We start from the raw sequence: 16,619 nt of genomic DNA, 5'->3' as shown, positions 1-16,619 counted from the left end.
TCGGGGGCTCCATGGCTCCTCCGCCTTTTCCAGCCGATGAGGATTTGATCGATGTCAGCCCCCCTTCCAGTCCGCCATCGAGCGGAACTCCAGCCGATGGATCGGGCGGTGCTCGTCCTGCTCGTCGCGTTGATCGCGACCGGTGGCGGGTGTTTCGCGGCGACCGCCGCCGCCCAGCCCGCGTACCGGACCGCCGTGGTGGCGTTCACCGGGCCGGCGGCGATCGCGGTCTGCGTCGCCGTCGCGGTCGCGGCCTATTTCCTCTACCACGCACGCGCGCTGCGTGGGCGCATCCAGATGATGGGGGCCGACGTCACCCGCCTGGCCGACGAGACCCTGCCCGCGATGGTGCAGCGGCTGCGTGAGGGCGCGTCGGCCGACACCGCTCTGGCGGAGATCGCCCACCCGGCGGACGGCGCGCCACGACGCCTGCTCCGTACCGCCGCCCAGGAGATCGGCCGGGGAGAGCGGATGCGGGACGCCGCGATGGCGGCCTGCGCGAACGCCGCGGGCCGGGTTCAGGCGCTGGCGACCAGCATGCTCGCCGACCTGCGTGAGATGGAGGACCGCTACGGCGAGGACGTCCTCGGCGACCTGTTGAAACTGGACCACAGCACCGCCCAGGCGGGCCGGCTCGCCGACAGCATCGCCGTGCTCACCGGCGCCCGCTCGGGCCGGCGCTGGACCAAGCCGATCGTCATGGAGAGCATTCTGCGCGGCGCGGTCGGTCGCATCAGCGCGTACCAGCGGGTGCGCGTGCACTCGACCAGCACCGTCGCGGTCGCCGGGTACGCCGCCGAAGGCGTCATGCACGCGCTCGCCGAGCTCATGGACAACGCCACCAGCTTCTCGCCCCCGTCCGACCAGGTGCACGTGTACGTGGAGGAAGTGCACGCGGGCGTCATCGTCACGATCGAGGACGCCGGCCTCGCGATGACCCCCGCCGCACTCGAACGAGCGAAGCGAGCGGTCTCCTTCGAGCCTCTCGACCTGACGACGCTCTCGGGCACCCGGCTGGGGCTGGCGGTGGTGGGCTGCCTGGCCCGAAAGCACGGCCTGACCGTCTCCTTCCGGCCCTCGTCACGCGGTGGAACCGGAGCCGTGGTCCTGATTCCGCAGCAGCTCACCACGCGGGTGTCACGCGAGGTCACCACCGGCACACGCCCGGCCGTCACGGCGCGCGGCACCGGGCGGCACCGCACCACCGTCTCCCGGCCCGTACAGGAGGCCGCGCCCGTCAAGGCCGCGCCCGTCAAGGCGGAGGTCTCGGGGCAGGACACCGAGTCCGGGACGGACGGCACGCCTTCACTGCCTCGACGCCGGCGTGGCCAGACCCTCTCGCAGTCCACCTCCGCGAAGCGGACCGCGCCGAAGCCCGGCACCACGCGGCAGGTCGCCGACGCCGGAACGCGCTTCAGTGCCTTCCGGCAGGCGACCCGCGGTAAGGCGGCGGCGTCTTCGCCGGACTCCACGGACTCCCCGGACCGCACCGACGACCGCGGTTCCCACTGACGGCCCGGGCCGGCCACACAACTGATTGGAGGCAGGGCGACGCCCGGTCGGAAGTCACCGGATCATCGCCCACAGTCTTATGAGAACCGCAGACCGCGAGCTCGACTGGCTGCTGGAGAACCTGCTCACGCGGACACCCGAGGCGCGCCACGCCCTGGTGCTGTCGAGCGACGGGTTGAAGCTGTGCCACACGTCCGGACTGACCCTGGATCAGGCCGACCAACTGGCCGCCATCGCGTCGGGGATCCAGAGCCTCGCCCATGGGGCGTCGGCCGAGTTCGGTGACGGCAGCGGCGGCGTGCGGCAGTCCATGACCGAATTCCACGGCGGCCTGCTGTTCATCGTGGAGGCCGGAGAAGGAGCCCATCTCGCCGTCATCGCGAGCGACGAAGCCGACGTCGGCATCATCGGTCACAACATGGACGAGCTGGTCGAGCAGCTCGGTGAGCATCTGGTCGCCGCACCCCGCCGGCCGGACGGCAGACCGCGATGAGCCCACGCCTGAACGGCGAGGAGCCGGACCGGCTGTACACCGTGACCGGCGGGCGCAGCCGCGTGGACGAGAGCCCGCTCGACATCGTCACGCTGATCGTGACCGAGTCCGGTCCCGAGCCGGGGATGCAGTCCGAACACGCCAGGATCCTGGAGATCTGCGCCGGCCCGCTCTCGGTCGTGGAGATCTCCGCGGAGCTCGGGCTGCCCGTCACCATCGTGAAGATCCTCCTGATCGATCTGCTCGACACCGGCCACGTCACCGCTCGCAGTCCACTGCCGGCCCTCCGCCGGTCGCAGCTACCCGATCTGGAAATCCTGAAGCAGGTGCTCATTGGCCTACAAAAGCTCTGATCAGGCCGTCGTCACGCCGCTGGCCAAGACGGCCAGCAACGGGTTGAAGATCGTGATCGTCGGCGGTTTCGGCGTGGGCAAGACGACCATGGTCCGGTCGGTCAGCGAGATCCGCCCGCTGAGCACCGAGGAGACGATGACGCGAGCCGGCGTCGGAGTCGACGACACGTCCGACGTGCGCGACAAGACGACGACCACGGTCGCGTTCGACTTCGGCCGGATCAGCCTGAACGACCAGATGGTCCTCTACCTCTTCGGCGCGCCCGGGCAGGAGCGGTTCTGGTTTCTCTGGGACCGCCTGTTCTCGGGTGCTCTGGGCGCGGTCGTCCTCGTGGACACCCGCCGCCTGGAGGACTCCTGGTACGCCGTCGACCGTCTCGAACATCAGGGGACGCCCTTCATCGTCGCGCGCAACGACTTCGGCGGACCGGCGTACACACTCGATCAGGTACGGGCCGCCCTCGATCTGTCCGACCGCATCCCGTTGATCGAATGTGACGCGCGCCGGCGTGACTCCAGCAAGGCCGTGCTGATCGCACTGGTCGACCACCTTTTCGCGCTGTCCGCCGCCACGGAGAACGCGCGATGAACCAGAGAGAGACCTCATGACCGATACGCAGCGGACGGCCGGCTCCCCACCGCCGGGTTACCCGGACCACCACGACGCCGTCCCCCTGTACGGCCCGCGCTACCAGACCAGCCCGGTCGAGCTGTACCGGGAGATGCGGCTGGAGCACGGCCCGGTCGTGCCGGTCATGCTCGAGGGCGACATCCCCGCCTGGCTGGTGATCGGTTATCGGCAGCTCCACCAGGTCCTGAGCGACCCGAAGCTCTTCAGCCGTGACTGCCGCCGCTGGAACGTCTGGGATCGGGTCCCGCCCGACTGGCCCCTGATGGCGTTCATCGCCTACCAGCCGTCGGTGCTGTTCACCGACGGAGCCGAACACGAACGGCACGCCTCGGCGATCAGGAGCGCTCTTTCCGAGATCGACCAGTTCGAGCTGCGGTTCCAGTGTGAGCGGATCGCCGACGGCCTGATCGACGCCTTCGTCGGCAGCGGCGAGGCCGACCTGATGACGCAGTTCGCTCGCCCGCTGCCGGTGCTCGTCGCGGCCTGGATGTTCGGCCTGCCGGAGGACGAGGCGCCGGACCTGGCCCGCGACGTGGTCGAGGCGATGAACGGCTCCGTCGAGGCGTACGGGCGGTTCGCCGCCACGATGATGCGGCTGTTGCAGACCAAGCGCGAGAGCCCCGGTCCCGACATCCCTTCACGCATGCTGGCCCACCCGTCGAACCTGACCGATGAGGAGCTCACCCACGACCTCATCATCACCCTGACCGCGGGCCAGGACGCCATGGCCAACTGGATCGGCAACACCCTGCGGCTGATGCTCACCGACGACCGGTTCGCGCTGACGCTGGCGGGCGGGCGCCGCAGTGTCGGGCAGGCGCTCAACGAGGTGTTGTGGGAGGACACCCCCGGGCAGAACAGCCTCGGTCGATGGGCGACGCGCGACACCGAACTCGGCGGGCGGTACATCCGTGCGGGCGACGGGCTCGTCCTCGGCCTCGCGGGGGCGAACTCCGATCCGGCGATCCGGCCGGACCCGCACGCCGGCCCCGGCGGCAACCACGCCCACATGGCGTTCGCCCACGGTGAGCACAGGTGCCCGCATCCGGCGCCGGAACTCGCCGAGGTCATGGCGCAGGCGGCCGTCGAGGTTCTCATGGACCGGCTCCCGGACGTGATCCTCGAGGGTCGACCCGAGGACCTCGTCTGGCGGCCGTCCATGCAGATGCGCGGCCTGATGGCTCTCCCCGTCTCCTTCACCCCCGCCCACGTCGCCGGGCGCTAGACAAGAACGGAAGCAGTCATGCCACACCTCGTCACGCGTCCGCGCGCATCCCTGCGGAGGACCACACGCCGGCTGCGTAACGTGCTCGGCTGTGCCGTCATCGCCGGTGCCGCGATCCTCTCGCCCACGGCCGGGGCACGAGCCGCCGAACCTCACGTGGTCGAGTACGGCCCACTGCCGACGGGACCGCTCTCGGGCGCCTGCGAGGTGGAGTTCGACCTCAAGGGCCGGCTGTGGGTCGAGCAGTACCTCGCCGGCCAGTTCGCCCGCATGGACCCCGAGACCGGCCGGTTCACCGAGTTCAACACGCCGATGCCGCTGTCCGTGCCGGGCGGGGAGGAGGTCGGCCAGGACGGGGCGATCTGGTCCACCGAGGTCACGGGCAACAGCCTGCTCCGCGTCGACCCCGACTCCGGTGCCATGCGCGAGCTCCCCCTCCCCTGGGCGAACGCGCTCAGTGTGAAGGCGCTGGACCTTCCCCTTCATGTCGGCCTGGGCCTGGCGAACGACATCAGCAAGGGCCCGGACAACGCGATGTGGTTCACGCTCGGCGGGCTGAACTCGGTGGGCCGCATCGACATGACGACCCACGAGATGACCCGGTACCAGCTGCCCACGGCCCTCGGCGCGGAGCAGGCGCTGTTCGGGATCATCAAGCCCGGTCCGGGCCGCACCATGGTCACCGACATGCCGCTGGAGAACAAGGTCTACTCCATCGACGTCGACACCAAGCAGGTCACCTCCTACACGATGCCGACGCCCCTGTCGTTCCCCCTCGGCGTCACGACCGGTCCCGACGGCGCCATCTGGGTCACCGAGGAACTGGCGATGAAGCTGGCCCGCATCGACCCCGCCACGGGCAAGATCACCGAATATCCGCTTCTCGGGGTGGACGGGCTGCTCAGCGGGCTGCTGAACGGCGTCAGCATCGGCAACCCTCTCCCGATTCCCGGCCCGATCGTCACCGGTAGCGACGGGAAGCTGTACTTCCCCCTGAACTTCGCGGGCAGCGTCGGGCTGGGGAACCGCATGGCGAGCTTCGACCCGGCGACGCACCGGATCGCGACCTACCCGACCCCGTCGTCGCTGTCGAGCCCCTGCGACATCAACAACGAACAGGCCGGGTCGATCTGGTTCGCCGAGCTCACCGCCAACAAGGTCGGCCAGCTGGTCATTTCCTAGGTCGCGCCGCGGTGTCGTGTCAGGCGCGTAGCATTCGGGACTGGCTGGTCGGACGATTCGATCGTCTGCGCTCTCCGTGTAGTTCGGCTCCCGCGGAACGGTGACCCACCGATGCCAGTCAGGGAAGGAACACGGCATGACCCGATCGGTCGATTCGCCGCAGCCGCTCCCCGCCCTCGACGAGCTCACGCGATTGCTGCTGGCCGCAGGAACGGTCAAGGACGTGCTCAGGCGCGTCGTCATCGCCGCCCGGCACGTGATCCCCGGTACGGATCTGGTCAGCATCACGATCCGCGACGAGGACGGCACCGCGGCGACACCGGTCGGCACGGGCCATGAGGCCATCGAGCTCGACCAGTCGCAGTACCGGAGCGGAACCGGCCCGTGCGTCGACGCCGCCGACCCGGCCGGTCCCGCGTACTCCCTCAACAACGATCTGCGCGGGGAGACCGCGTGGCCCGTCTTCGCCGCCGACGCGACCGCTCACGGCTACCGGTCCGTGCTGTCCACGGCGCTGCTGCCGGTTCCCGAGACCGACTGGTCGACCGGCGCCCTCAACGCCTATTCCGCGCGGACGAACGCGTTCGACGACGGCGCCCGCGACCTCGCGTTCCTGCTGGCCACTCATGCCTCGCTGGCCCTCGCGCTGGTCCACACCCGCCGGACCCTCGCCGACGCCGAGACCACCGCCCTCCACCTGCGCCAAGCGGTGGAGAGCCGCACCGTCATCGGTCAGGCCACCGGCATCCTGATGGCACGCCGCGGGCTCACGGCGGACGAGGCCTTCGAGGTGCTCAGCCGTACCTCACAGGACCACAACATCAAGCTGGCGCGCCTGGCCGCGGTGCTGACCGAGGCACCCCACATCGCCGACCAGATCTGATCGGCCGTCAGCTCGTCTCCGACGCCGCCACCGTCAGGTCCGCGAGATCCAGGCGGCCGTCGATCACGGCCTGGGCCAGGTCGCGCGCGGACCGCGCGTTACGGCGGGCATAGAGACCGATCATCATCCTGGCCTGTTCCGGGCGGATGTCCAGGATGCCGGCCACGAGGCCGACGGCCTGGCCCATCATCGCGCGGTCGTTGAGTGCGCCCAGCGTCTCCTCGGCCAGGCGTTCCATCCGCCGTGCGGCGTCGCGCTCCTGGGACAGACCCAGCACCGCCAGATCCGCGAAGGTCTGGGCGAGTCGCTGTTGGAGCTCGGTGAGCCAGAGTTCGCCGGTGTGCAGGAGGTTCAGCCCGCCGACCGACCGGCCGCCCAGCCGGAGCGGCAAGGCGTGAACGGCCCGGAAGCCGGCCGCGAGCGCGGCCGGTGCGAACGTCGGCCAGCGGTTCCGCGCGCTCGCCAGATCCGGAACGTTGATCACTTCGTTGGCATGAATGCAGTCCCGGCAGGGACCTTCGTCGACCTGTGACTGCAGCAGCTCCACGAATCGAGCCTGCTCGTCCGACGCCGCCACCACTTCGATGCCACCGCGCGGATCGATCACCAACATCCCGACCGCCGCCACACCCAGGACCCGCATGGAGGCCTCGTCGATCAGCTGCAGCACGGCCTCGCCACGCTCCCCGGAGACCAGGAGGCCGGTGATCTCGGCGAGCGCGTCGGTGAAGAAGTCATGCTGCTCAGGCACATACCCGAGCATACGCGTCCGATCGAGGTGCGCCAGGGACCGGGCGCTCACGGCTCCGCGAAACGATCAAGACCGATCCGGCGTTCGACCACGTCGCGAGCCACCTTGAGGACCGAACGGTCGTCGGCGAAGGCATGGCCGCGCAGCCGGGCGAACGCGTCGTCGAGGCTGATGCGCAGCCGACCGGCGATCATGCCGGTGGCGACGTTGATGTCCTGGTAGGAACCGATCGGGCGCGTCCAGTCCAGTGCGGCGTGCTCGGTCGCGTCGAAGTGTTCCAGCAGCGCGGTGGTGGCCAGGTCGACCAGCACCGCGGAGTCGGCGAGATCGTCGGCCGACAGCCGTCCGGGCCGGCGCCGATAGAGGTTCAGGGTGCCGATCCGGATGGCGCCCACCTGGAGCGGAAAGGCGAACACCGCCATGGCGTCCAGTCTCAGGGCCGCCTCGGCGAACACCGGCCACCGCGCGTGCTCGGCCGCCAGGTCATCGACCAGCACCGGGCTGCCGTCGACGAACGCCTGGATTCCGGGCCCCTCCCCCAGGGTGTACTGCGTCTCCTCGAGCTTCGCGGACCACCCGTCGCTCGAGGCCAGCACCTCCTGCACCCGTGGCTTCGCGCGCAGCGTGAGCGCCGAGGCCTCCACGGTGGCCAGCGTCGCCACGGACACCGCGCAGATCGCCTGGGCCCAGCCGGAGTGATCGGGTGTCACGACCCGGTCGGCGATGGACTCCCACAACCGCCTCCGACGCTGCCCGGTCACCGATCCGTCCTCCCGTCAGCCGCGGATGACCCAGTAAGCGGCCACCCGCGCCGCGAACGCCGTACCCCCGTCTTCGTGACACTCACGGTGGTGACGGTCTCCGTTGCTGTAAGACTACGACGCCGCGAGGACTCACCGGCGGTTCACTCCGCTCCGCCGGATCGGCGGGCAGTACTCCGCGACCGGTTCCCGGTGCCACCAGGCTCCGGTCCGGCGGCGTTCACCACGGGTCGTGAAGCGGTACCGGAACAGGCGGGCGCGTACGCAGGCGGGCGGGGCGTCGGGGAACGGGTTGTGCCGGAGCAGCCGCAGTGTCGCCCGGTCGTTCGCCACCAGGTTCACGACGAACCGGGGGAACCACGGCTCGGTGTAACCGATGGAGAGGGCGGCGAACCACATCATCCAGTCGAGCCGCAGGTGGTACGGCGCCACCTGCGGCGGACGCCGGTGGACGTCGCCGGGTTTGCCCTTGAACTCGTACTCCCTCCACACGGTCTCCGGGCCCGGCTCCGCGTCGTCCGTGCCCTCGACGACCACCTCGTACCGCCGCTTGCTGACGGAGCCGAAGGCGCCGTAGGTGCCGACCAGGTGGAAGGCGTTGAAGCTGGCGTTCATCCGCTGCCGCCGCGACACCAGGTTCCGCACCGGCCAGTAGCTGAGCGCGACGACCAGGACCGTCACCGCCACGGCCAGGGCCTGGTGCCACGGCGGTTCGACGGCCGGGCTCGGGCCGATCGACAGGTGCGCGAGGCGGGCGACCGCCCGCCAGTCGACGACGGAGGCCGCCAGGAGGGCGGTGATCCAGTTCAGCCAGGCGAAGTTCCCCGAGACGATCAGCCAGAGCTGGGTGACGATGACGATCGCCGCGGCGACCGTGGCGTACGGCTGCGGCGCGAACAGGCCGAACGGGACGACGAGTTGCGTGACGTGGTTCGCCAGGACCTCGACGCGGTGGAGCGGGCGGGGCAGGTGGTGGAAGTGCCAGCTGAGCGGGTTCGGCATCGGCTGCGTCTCGTGGTGGTAGTACAGGCAGGTCAGGTCGCGCCAGCACCGATCACCGCGGATCTTGATCAGGCCCGCGCCGAACTCCAGGCGGAACAGCAGCCAGCGCAGCAGCCACAGCACCAGCGTCGGCGGGGCCGTCCGCGCGTTGCCGAGGAAGACCGCGAGGAAACCGGCCTCCAGCAGCAGCGACTCCCAGCCGAAGCCGTACCAGACCTGGCCCACGTTGACGATCGACAGGTACAGCAGCCACAGCACGACCCACGGCACCATCGAGGCCCACAGCGGGACCACGTCGGCCGCCCCGGCCGCGACCGCGGCGGCCACCGCCGCCCCCGCCCAGGCGACCGTCGCGAAGAACCGGTCCGAGTAGTGCAGCTGGAACAGGCTCGGCGCGAGGCGGAACGGCACCCGGCGCACGTAGGCGGGGATCGGCGTCAGGCCGCCGCTCCCGAGCAGCGCGCGGAACTGGTTCGCCGCGACGACGAATCCGACCAGGTACGTCACGGCCAGCCCACGCTGGAAGACCAGCCGGCCGGGCCCGTACCCGGGGTCGGTGAGCCAGTGCACGTCTCCTCACCCCGCTCCGGCGCCGAAGACACGTCGCAACGCGTACCGCGCGGCGTGGTAACCGCCCATGCCGTGCACGCCGGGTCCGGGCGGAGTCGCCGAGGAGCACAGGTAGATCGCCGGATTCGGCGTGGCGTACGGAACGCGAGCGACCGTGGGGCGGAACAGCAGCCGCAGCCCGTCGCACGCGCCGCCGGCGATGTCGCCCCCGACGTTGTTGGCGTCGTGCTCGGCGATCCGCTCGGGACCGGCGGCGCCGCGGGCGAGGACGAGCTCGCCGAACCCCGGCGCGAACCGCTCGATCTGCCGCTCGATCGCCGCGGTCAGATCGCCCGTCCACCCGTTCGGCACGTGCCCGTACGCCCACAGTACGTGCCGGCCGTCCGGCGCGCGCGAGGGGTCGAACAGCGTCGGCTGGGAGGTGATGAGGAACGGCACGCGAGGGACGCCGCCGCCGTACGCCGACCGCAGCGCACCGCCGATCTCCTCCATCGACGGCCCGAGATGCACGGTGCCGGCCCTGCGACAGGCCTCGGACGTCCACGGCACCGGCCCGGACAGCGCGTAGTCGACCTTGAAGACGGCGGGCCCGTGCCGGTACCGCCGGAGCCGCTCGGCGTACCGGCGCGGCAGCCGGTCACCGGCGATCGCCGCGAGCTGCTCGGGCATGACGTCGAGCACGTACGTGCGGGCGGTGGGCAGCTCCTCCAGGCTCCGTACGCGCCGCCCCGTGACGATCCGCCCGCCGAGCGACTCCAGGTAGGCCACCAGCGCGTCGGACAGCGCCTGCGAACCACCTCGCGGGAACGGCCAGCCGACCTCGTGGGCGGCCAGCGCGAACAGCAGCGCGACACCGCCCGTCGCGGGGGTGCGCAGCGGCGCGATCGCGTGGGCGGCCAGCCCGGCGAACAGGCCGCGGGCGTGCCGGCCCCGGAACAGGCGGGCCAGCAGCGCTGCCGGCGCCCCGGCCCGTACGCCGAACCTCGCCAGCAGCAGAGGATGACCGGGCCAGGAGGCGAGCGGGGCCCGCAGCACGTCGCCGGCCAGTGCGTCCCACCGCCCCAGGAAGGGGGCGACGAGCCGCCGGTAGCGGGCCGCGTCCGGGCCGAGCGACGCGGCCGTCTCCTCGACCGAGCGCGCGAGTGTCGCGGCCGACCCGTCGGCGAACGGATGGGCGAGCGGAAGGGCCGGGTGCACCCAGCGGAGACCGTGCGCCTCCAGCGGCAGCGCGCTCAGCACCGGCGAACCGGCGCCGAGGGGATGCACCGCCGAGCACACGTCGTGCCGGAAGCCGGGCAGCGTCAGCTCCGCCGTCCGCGCACCGCCGCCCGCGGTCGCCTCCGCCTCGTAGACGTGGACGGCCAGCCCGGCCCGGGCGAGCGTCACCGCCGCGGTCAGCCCGTTCGGCCCGGCCCCGACCACCACCGCGTCGACATCGGCCATGGTCCGGGCCCTGCCCCGGCGACCCGGGATTACACCCGAGTCGTCCGGGTCACCCGGATCGCCCGGTCGATCACGCCGGCGGCCGCGGCCGGCCGGGCACGCCGAGGGCGAGCAGGGCGGTGTCGTCCCGCAGGCCGTCGCCGAAGTCGTTCAGCAGTCCGGTGAGGGCGGTGACCAGGGACTGCGCCTCCACCGGAGCGAGCCCGGCGGTGAAGTCGCGGAGGTTCTCCATGGCCCATCTCCGCATCCGGCCCGGACGGCGGCGGTTGTCGTGCGCCGCCGCCGTCCCGGTCGTCACCTCGTCATTCGCCGGGGTGGCCGAGCCGGAGGTCGGCCGTGGCGTGGTCCGTGCCGTCGATGGTCATCGTGGTCGTGGCGGGCCGGTACGCGCTGGCGGTGACGGTGTACCGCCCGTGGTCCAGGCCCGTGAAGGCGTACTCGCCTTCGGGGCCGGTCGTGGTGACGGCGACCGTGTCACCCGCGGCGTTGACCAGGGCGACCTGGGCGTCGCCTAGCGGCGTGTTCCCCGCCCCGGCGCGTACGGTGCCGCTGAGCCGGCCACCGGCCTGGAGCTCCACGTCGCACTGTGCGGTGCCCGGTCCGTTCACCTCGGCCCGCACCGCGCCCGGCCGGTGGCCGTCCGCGCTCGCGACCACGGTGACGGTGCCGGAGACCAGGTCCTGGACGGAGAACCTGCCGTTCTCGTCCGTCCGGGCGGAGCCGACGATCTCGCCCCGCACGTCGGTCACGACGACCGTCGCCGCCGCGATCGCGGCTCCGTTCGTGGCGCTGCGGACGACGCCGGCCAGTCCGGAGGTGCCGGACAGCGTGAGCTCGGAGAAGAGCGGTTCGCCGCCGACCGTGACCGTGGCCGCCTGCGGCTGGTGACCGTCGGCCGCCACGATGAGCACGTACGAGCCGGCGGCCGGGACGCCCAGGGCGTACGATCCGTCGTCTCCGGTCGTGGCCCGGCCGAGCTGGCGTCCGCCGGGCTCGACCAGGGTGATCGTGGCGCCGGGCAGCGGCACGCCCCCGGCTCCGCGAACCCGGCCGCCGACCGCGATGCCGTCGAGTACCCGCGGCGCGGGAATCTCCGCCGGCGCCTCCACTCGCGTCTCCAGCACGGCTTCCCGCCGGTCGGCCGATGACGCGGACCGCCGCCGGCCTCCGCCGTTGATCAGTACGGCCACGATGACGGCGGCCAGGAGGATGATGCCCGCCGCCCACCAGATGGCGACCGTGAAGCCGTGCACCTGGCCGACCGCCACGAGCAGGCCCGACGGCCGCCCGTGCGCGTGCGTGGCGATGTAGGTGGTCGTGGCGGTCGCGGCGATGGTGTTGAGCAGGGCGGTGCCGATCGAGCCGCCGACCTGCTGGGCGGTGTTGACCATCGCCGACGCGACACCCGCGTCCTCCGGGGCGACGCCGGTGGTCGCCAGGTTCATGGCCGGCATCATCGTCGAGCCCAGCCCCAGGCTGATGAGCAGTTCGGCGGGCAGGACCACGCCGACGTACGAGCTGTCCACCTTGAGCTGGGTGAGCAGGACCATGCCGACCGCGGCGACGAGCAGGCCGGGCACCATCAGGGCCCGCGCCGGGACCCGGTGCATCAGCCGCGCCGCGATCTGCGTCGAGCCGGTGATCATGCCGGCCGTGAACGGCAGGAAGGCCAGGCCGCTCCGGACCGGCGAGTAGCCCTTGACGATCTGCAGGTAGTACGTCAGGAAGAGGAAGAGCCCGAACATGGCGATCACGGCCAGGCCGACCGCGAGGTAGGCACCGCCGCGGTTCCGGTCCAGGACCACGCGCAGGGGCAGCAACGGCGCCCGCGTCAGTGCCTCGACGACGACGAACGCGACGAGCAGCAGGGCCGCGAGGACGAACAGGCCGATCACGCCACGCTCGCTCCACCCCTGCGACTCGGCACGCGTGAAGCCGTACACGAGCGACACGAGGCCGGCGGTCACCAGGATGACGCCGGGAATGTCCAGGCGGGCGCGGTTTCGGCGCCCCGTGGACACGGCGACGTGGACGAACGCCACGGCGCCGACGAACGCGACGGCCGCGATGGGCACGTTCACGTAGAGCGCCCAACGCCAGTTCACGTACTCGGTCAGCACGCCGCCGAGGATCAGGCCGACGGCGCTGCCACCGCCCGCGATCGCGCCGTAGATGCCGAACGCCTTGGCCCGCTCCCGCGGCTCGGTGAACATGAGGGCGAGCAGGGAGAGCGCCGACGGCGCGAGCAGGGCGCCGAACACGCCCTGGAGCGCGCGGGCGCCGAGCAGCATCTCGGTGTTGACCGCCGCGCCGCCGATGGCCGAGGCGCCGGCGAAGCCGATCAGGCCGATCAGGAACGTGCGCTTGCGGCCCACGAGGTCGGCGATCCGGCCGCCGAACAGGAGCAGCCCGCCGAAGACGAGGGTGTAGGCGGTGATCACCCACTGGCGGTCACCGTCGGAGATGTGCAGCGCCCGCTGTGCGGACGGCAGGGCGATGTTCACGATGGTCGCGTCGAGCACGACCATCAACTGGGCGAGGGCGATGAAGAGCAGGGCCGTCCATCGCCGGGGGACGGCCGACTGTGCGGCCGGCGGTGCGGCCGTGGTGCCGTCCCGCTGAGCGGTCGGTGCGGTTGTCGACATGACGAAAGGTGTCTCCAGCGTTCGGGCGAGATGTTCTGAGCGAGACGTGAGGTCCGCGGATGATCAGCCGCTTCGGTCAGCGGCGGGGGACGGGGTCGGTGGACGCGGGGGACGGGCCGGGGAGTTCGTTCGGCGCGGGCGCACGCAGACCGGCCAGGAGGAGTTCGATGTACCGGCCGACACGGGCGTCGAAGTCCGCCCGGTCACAACCCGGCATCGGCCGGGTGAGCTGGGCGAGCATGCCCCAGACATCGTCGAACGTCACGTCGGGGCGAAGCTGCCCGCTCTCCCGCGCCCGCCGCATGATCTCTTCGAACGCGGCCACGCCCCGGTCGCGTACCGCGAAGAACGCCTCGTCCTTGACGAACCGGCCGCGCACCACCTGCAGCACCGCGCCGACGCCGTGGGCGGCGGCGGCCTCGACGCAGCGGCGAAGCGCCTGGAACGGATCGTCCTCCTCGGCCAGCACGCTTTCGGCGTCATCCGCGACCTGCGCGATGACATGCGTGGCGACCTGACGGATGAGGTCTTCACGGTCGCCGAAATGGCGATAGAGAGTGGCGTTGCCGACGCCCGCGCGCCGGGCGACCTCGTCGAGCGACGCGTCCAATCCGTGCTCGACGAAGACGGCGCGAGCGGCGATCAGGATCCGCTCGTGGTTGCGGGACGCGTCCGCCCTCCGGCACGGAGCCAGGCACTCGCGAGCCGACTGCGGCCGCGCCACGTCCGTACTGCTCATGCCTGCCCCCCTTAAGCCCCGTCTCCCGGAACCGGGGAGCGTGTCCCCGTTTCTCCGGATACATCGCTCGAACAGCGAACGGCCCGGCATCAATCCCCAGAAGAATGTGATGCGCGTCTCAGTCGCGATGCGTCCGACCAGGTAGAACGGGATTCGGCCGGCCGCGATCTCGCCCGGACAGGAGAAGGCACACCAGTACGGCGCCGAGGGCCACCGACACGGCGCCGAGCAGCCGGGCCGCGCGGTAGCCGGCGCCGGCGTCGAGCATCGTCAGGTAGACGGCCACCGCGACTCCGCCGCCCACGTGGCTCATCGACTCGAACAGCGCCGAGACGGTGCCGCGATCCTCCTCCGCGGCGATGCCGATGGACTCACTGGTGAGGGCCACGTAGATCGGGCCGGACGCGATCCCCCACAGGACCAGCCAGGGCGCGAGGACGACGACGTCGGCGGTGCCCAGCAGCGTGACGACCGTCAGCGCCAGGGCGCACAGGAGGAAGGCCGGAGTCAGGACGGCGCGCGCGCCGAACCGGCGCAGCACCATCGAGGAGAGGCTCGAGCTCACGATCCCGCCGACGAGCACGGGGGAAAGGGTGAGGCCCGCCGCGGTGGCCGACAGCCCGTGCACGTCCTGGAGGTACAGGCTGCCGAGCACGATGACGGCCGAGTAGCCCGCGCAGTAGGCGCCGAAGGCCAGGAAGCTCCCGGTGATGCGGCGTGAGCGCAGCAGGCCGAGCTTCACCAGCGGGTGGGTGACGCGCCGCTCGACCACGACCAGGCCGCCGAGCAGCACCAGCCCCAGGCACGCTATGAGGACGGAGCGTACGGTGTGCCGGTCGTCGGTGAGCTGCTGCAGGCCGAGGATCAGGGCGACGAGTCCGCCGCTGGCGAGCAGTGCGCCGCCGACGTCGAGCCGCTCGCCCGCGCCGCGGCGCGGAGGGTCGGGGGGAAGCAGCGTCGCGGCCGCGGCGAAGGCCGCCGCCGCGACCGGGACGGTCAGGAGGAGCACCCAGCGCCAGCCGAGGTGTGCGGTGATCAGTCCGCCCAGCATGGCGCCGGCCAGGCCCGCCGACCACGCCGCGAAGGCGATGACCGAGAACACCCGGCTCTTCCAGGGCTCTTCGGGGAACACCGTGGCGGCGGTGGCCAGCGCCGCCGGAATCGCGAACGCGGCCGCGAGCCCCTGCAGGACTCTCCCGGCCAGCAGCAGCGGCAGGCCGGGGGCGAGCCCGGCCACGAGCCCGGCGGCGGTGCACAGCGCCAGGCTCGCGAGCAGGGTCCGGCGCCGGCCCCACAGGTCGCTGACGCGCCCGCCGAGGACGAGGAACGCCCCGATGCTCAGCGAGTAGAGACTGATCACCCATTGCAGGGAGCCCGGTCGGAGCCGGAAGTCGGCGCCGATGGACGGCAGGGCCGTGGCGAGCGCCAGGCTGTCGAACAGGACCAGGAAGGACGCGCTGGCCAGCAGCAGGGCCACCGGCCAGCGCGAGAGTCCGCCGTCGGCGGTCTCCTGGTGCGACGTCTCCGTGGCGCTCGTCACGCGACCTCCCGCAGGTCGTAGCCGTACCGCCGGGCCACTTCCCGCAGTTCGGCGCCGGCGAAGAAGTCCGCCAGCTCCGGCGTCATCCAGTCCTTCCACCCCTGGGTCTTACCCGCCCGCATCACCCTCGGCCGGGCGGCGCCGTCCGAGCCGGACGGGTCCATCCGGTCCTCGTGCTCGCGCATCTTCGCGAACGAGCTGGCGTCCACGGCGCGGGCGACCTCGTCCGGCGTGACCTTCACGCCGAGCCGGTCGAGCGCGCCGACGACCACCTCGGTGGGGCGGCGTTTCAGATCCTCGAACCTGAGCACGTCGACGTGACCGCACGTGCGGGCCCGCTCCGTCCACGCCTCGTAGAACGCGGGCCAGTCGTTCGCCGGGCTGTCACTGAAGTCTCCCCGGCCGTGCAGCCAGCCCTGGAAGGTGTCCGGTACCCGATCCCACTCCTCCTCCGCGAACCCCGCTCGCCACTGGTAGCTCGCGTAGATCGCGTCGCGCGGGTCGCGGACGAGGATCCACACTCCGCCGAACGCCGCGTCGCCGAAGACCACCGGAGGATGGTGCGTCTTCACGAAACGGGGCCAGGGCCGGATCGGGCGGCCGTCGTCCCGGCCCTCGTCCTTGTCGTGCTGTGAGGCGAGATGGCTCCGGTATCCCGTGTGCGCGTCCGCGGCCACGGCCCGGCCGTCCTCATGGAGAACCTCCGTGTACGCGTCGACGTAGTTGAGGCCCAGCTCGTACAGGATGTTACCGATGAGGGACTGTCCGGAACCGCCGTGACTCGCGACGACGATGTCGCCCTCGGTCAACCCGGCGGCGTTGCGCCGGTAGAGGTCGCTGACCCGGCCGAGGGCGAGACCGGGATCCGGAAGGGTTGTCATGGCGCTCT

At 71.7% G+C, this 16,619-nt stretch carries 16 protein-coding genes; 7 read left to right on the top strand and 9 right to left on the bottom strand.

Going from position 1 to position 16,619, the window contains the following annotated elements; genetic code table 11:
- Nucleotides 1–96 precede the first annotated feature (96 nt).
- The 7 genes from ACQEV1_RS05910 to ACQEV1_RS05880 all read left to right on the top strand — a co-directional run bounded on the left by ACQEV1_RS05910 (nt 97) and on the right by ACQEV1_RS05880 (nt 6,279).
- Nucleotides 97–1,512 (top strand): sensor histidine kinase, encoded by a 1,416-nt coding sequence (locus ACQEV1_RS05910; RefSeq protein ID WP_433392094.1) that lies wholly within the window; start codon nt 97–99, stop codon nt 1,510–1,512.
- 79 nt (nt 1,513–1,591) lie between these two features.
- On the top strand, nt 1,592–2,005 hold the full coding sequence (locus ACQEV1_RS05905; RefSeq protein ID WP_433392091.1) for a roadblock/LC7 domain-containing protein: 414 nt from the start codon (nt 1,592–1,594) through the stop codon (nt 2,003–2,005).
- A complete protein-coding gene (locus tag ACQEV1_RS05900; RefSeq protein WP_285631440.1) occupies nt 2,002–2,358 on the top strand; it encodes a DUF742 domain-containing protein in 357 nt (118 codons plus the stop codon). The genes ACQEV1_RS05905 and ACQEV1_RS05900 overlap by 4 nt, the downstream gene beginning before the upstream one ends.
- Nucleotides 2,339–2,947 (top strand): GTP-binding protein, encoded by a 609-nt coding sequence (locus tag ACQEV1_RS05895; protein ID WP_433392088.1) that lies wholly within the window; start codon nt 2,339–2,341, stop codon nt 2,945–2,947. Before ACQEV1_RS05900 ends, ACQEV1_RS05895 begins: the two co-directional genes overlap by 20 nt.
- A gap of 16 nt (nt 2,948–2,963) precedes the next feature.
- Complete coding sequence (locus ACQEV1_RS05890) at nt 2,964–4,214, top strand: cytochrome P450 (protein WP_285631435.1); 1,251 nt, start codon at nt 2,964–2,966, stop codon at nt 4,212–4,214.
- Between the two features lie 18 nt (nt 4,215–4,232).
- Nucleotides 4,233–5,396, top strand: a complete 1,164-nt coding sequence (locus ACQEV1_RS05885) for a Vgb family protein (RefSeq protein WP_433392084.1) — start codon at nt 4,233–4,235, stop codon at nt 5,394–5,396.
- 136 nt (nt 5,397–5,532) lie between these two features.
- Nucleotides 5,533–6,279, top strand: coding sequence for a GAF and ANTAR domain-containing protein (locus ACQEV1_RS05880; protein WP_285631429.1), 747 nt, complete (start codon nt 5,533–5,535; stop codon nt 6,277–6,279).
- Nucleotides 6,280–6,286: 7 nt separating this feature from the next.
- Here the strand turns inward: ACQEV1_RS05880 and ACQEV1_RS05875 are convergent, their stop codons facing one another.
- The 9 genes from ACQEV1_RS05875 to ACQEV1_RS05835 form a co-directional block, all read right to left on the bottom strand.
- Nucleotides 6,287–7,081, bottom strand: a complete 795-nt coding sequence (locus ACQEV1_RS05875) for a GAF domain-containing protein (RefSeq protein ID WP_433392080.1) — start codon at nt 7,079–7,081, stop codon at nt 6,287–6,289.
- Nucleotides 7,078–7,791 carry a GAF and ANTAR domain-containing protein gene (locus ACQEV1_RS05870; RefSeq protein WP_433392077.1) on the bottom strand — a complete coding sequence of 238 codons (714 nt, stop codon included), beginning with the start codon at nt 7,789–7,791 and terminating at the stop codon, nt 7,078–7,080. Before ACQEV1_RS05870 ends, ACQEV1_RS05875 begins: the two co-directional genes overlap by 4 nt.
- 132 nt (nt 7,792–7,923) lie before the next feature.
- A complete protein-coding gene (locus ACQEV1_RS05865; protein ID WP_433392074.1) occupies nt 7,924–9,363 on the bottom strand; it encodes a lipase maturation factor family protein in 1,440 nt (479 codons plus the stop codon).
- Between the two features lie 6 nt (nt 9,364–9,369).
- Nucleotides 9,370–10,806: a phytoene desaturase family protein gene (locus tag ACQEV1_RS05860; protein WP_433392071.1), complete on the bottom strand. Its 1,437-nt coding sequence runs from the start codon at nt 10,804–10,806 to the stop codon at nt 9,370–9,372.
- A gap of 70 nt (nt 10,807–10,876) precedes the next feature.
- Nucleotides 10,877–11,104, bottom strand: a complete 228-nt coding sequence (locus ACQEV1_RS05855) for a hypothetical protein (protein ID WP_285631413.1) — start codon at nt 11,102–11,104, stop codon at nt 10,877–10,879.
- Nucleotides 11,105–11,108: 4 nt separating this feature from the next.
- On the bottom strand, nt 11,109–13,451 hold the full coding sequence (locus ACQEV1_RS05850; RefSeq protein WP_433392067.1) for an MFS transporter: 2,343 nt from the start codon (nt 13,449–13,451) through the stop codon (nt 11,109–11,111).
- Between the two features lie 76 nt (nt 13,452–13,527).
- The gene (locus tag ACQEV1_RS05845) at nt 13,528–14,190 is read right to left on the bottom strand and encodes a TetR/AcrR family transcriptional regulator (protein WP_285631407.1); all 663 of its coding nucleotides are present in this window, start codon (nt 14,188–14,190) and stop codon (nt 13,528–13,530) included.
- Nucleotides 14,191–14,308: 118 nt separating this feature from the next.
- Nucleotides 14,309–15,730, bottom strand: a complete 1,422-nt coding sequence (locus tag ACQEV1_RS05840) for an MFS transporter (RefSeq protein WP_433392063.1) — start codon at nt 15,728–15,730, stop codon at nt 14,309–14,311.
- Complete coding sequence (locus ACQEV1_RS05835; RefSeq protein ID WP_433392060.1) at nt 15,727–16,611, bottom strand: sulfotransferase domain-containing protein; 885 nt, start codon at nt 16,609–16,611, stop codon at nt 15,727–15,729. Before ACQEV1_RS05835 ends, ACQEV1_RS05840 begins: the two co-directional genes overlap by 4 nt.
- Nucleotides 16,612–16,619: the final 8 nt, after the last annotated feature.

The organism is Actinoallomurus sp. CA-142502, from assembly GCF_050936355.1.
Lineage (GTDB): Bacteria > Actinomycetota > Actinomycetes > Streptosporangiales > Streptosporangiaceae > Actinoallomurus > Actinoallomurus iriomotensis.
Note: the sequence above shows the minus strand (reverse complement) of the source record. Positions and strands in the feature narration are given on the sequence as shown.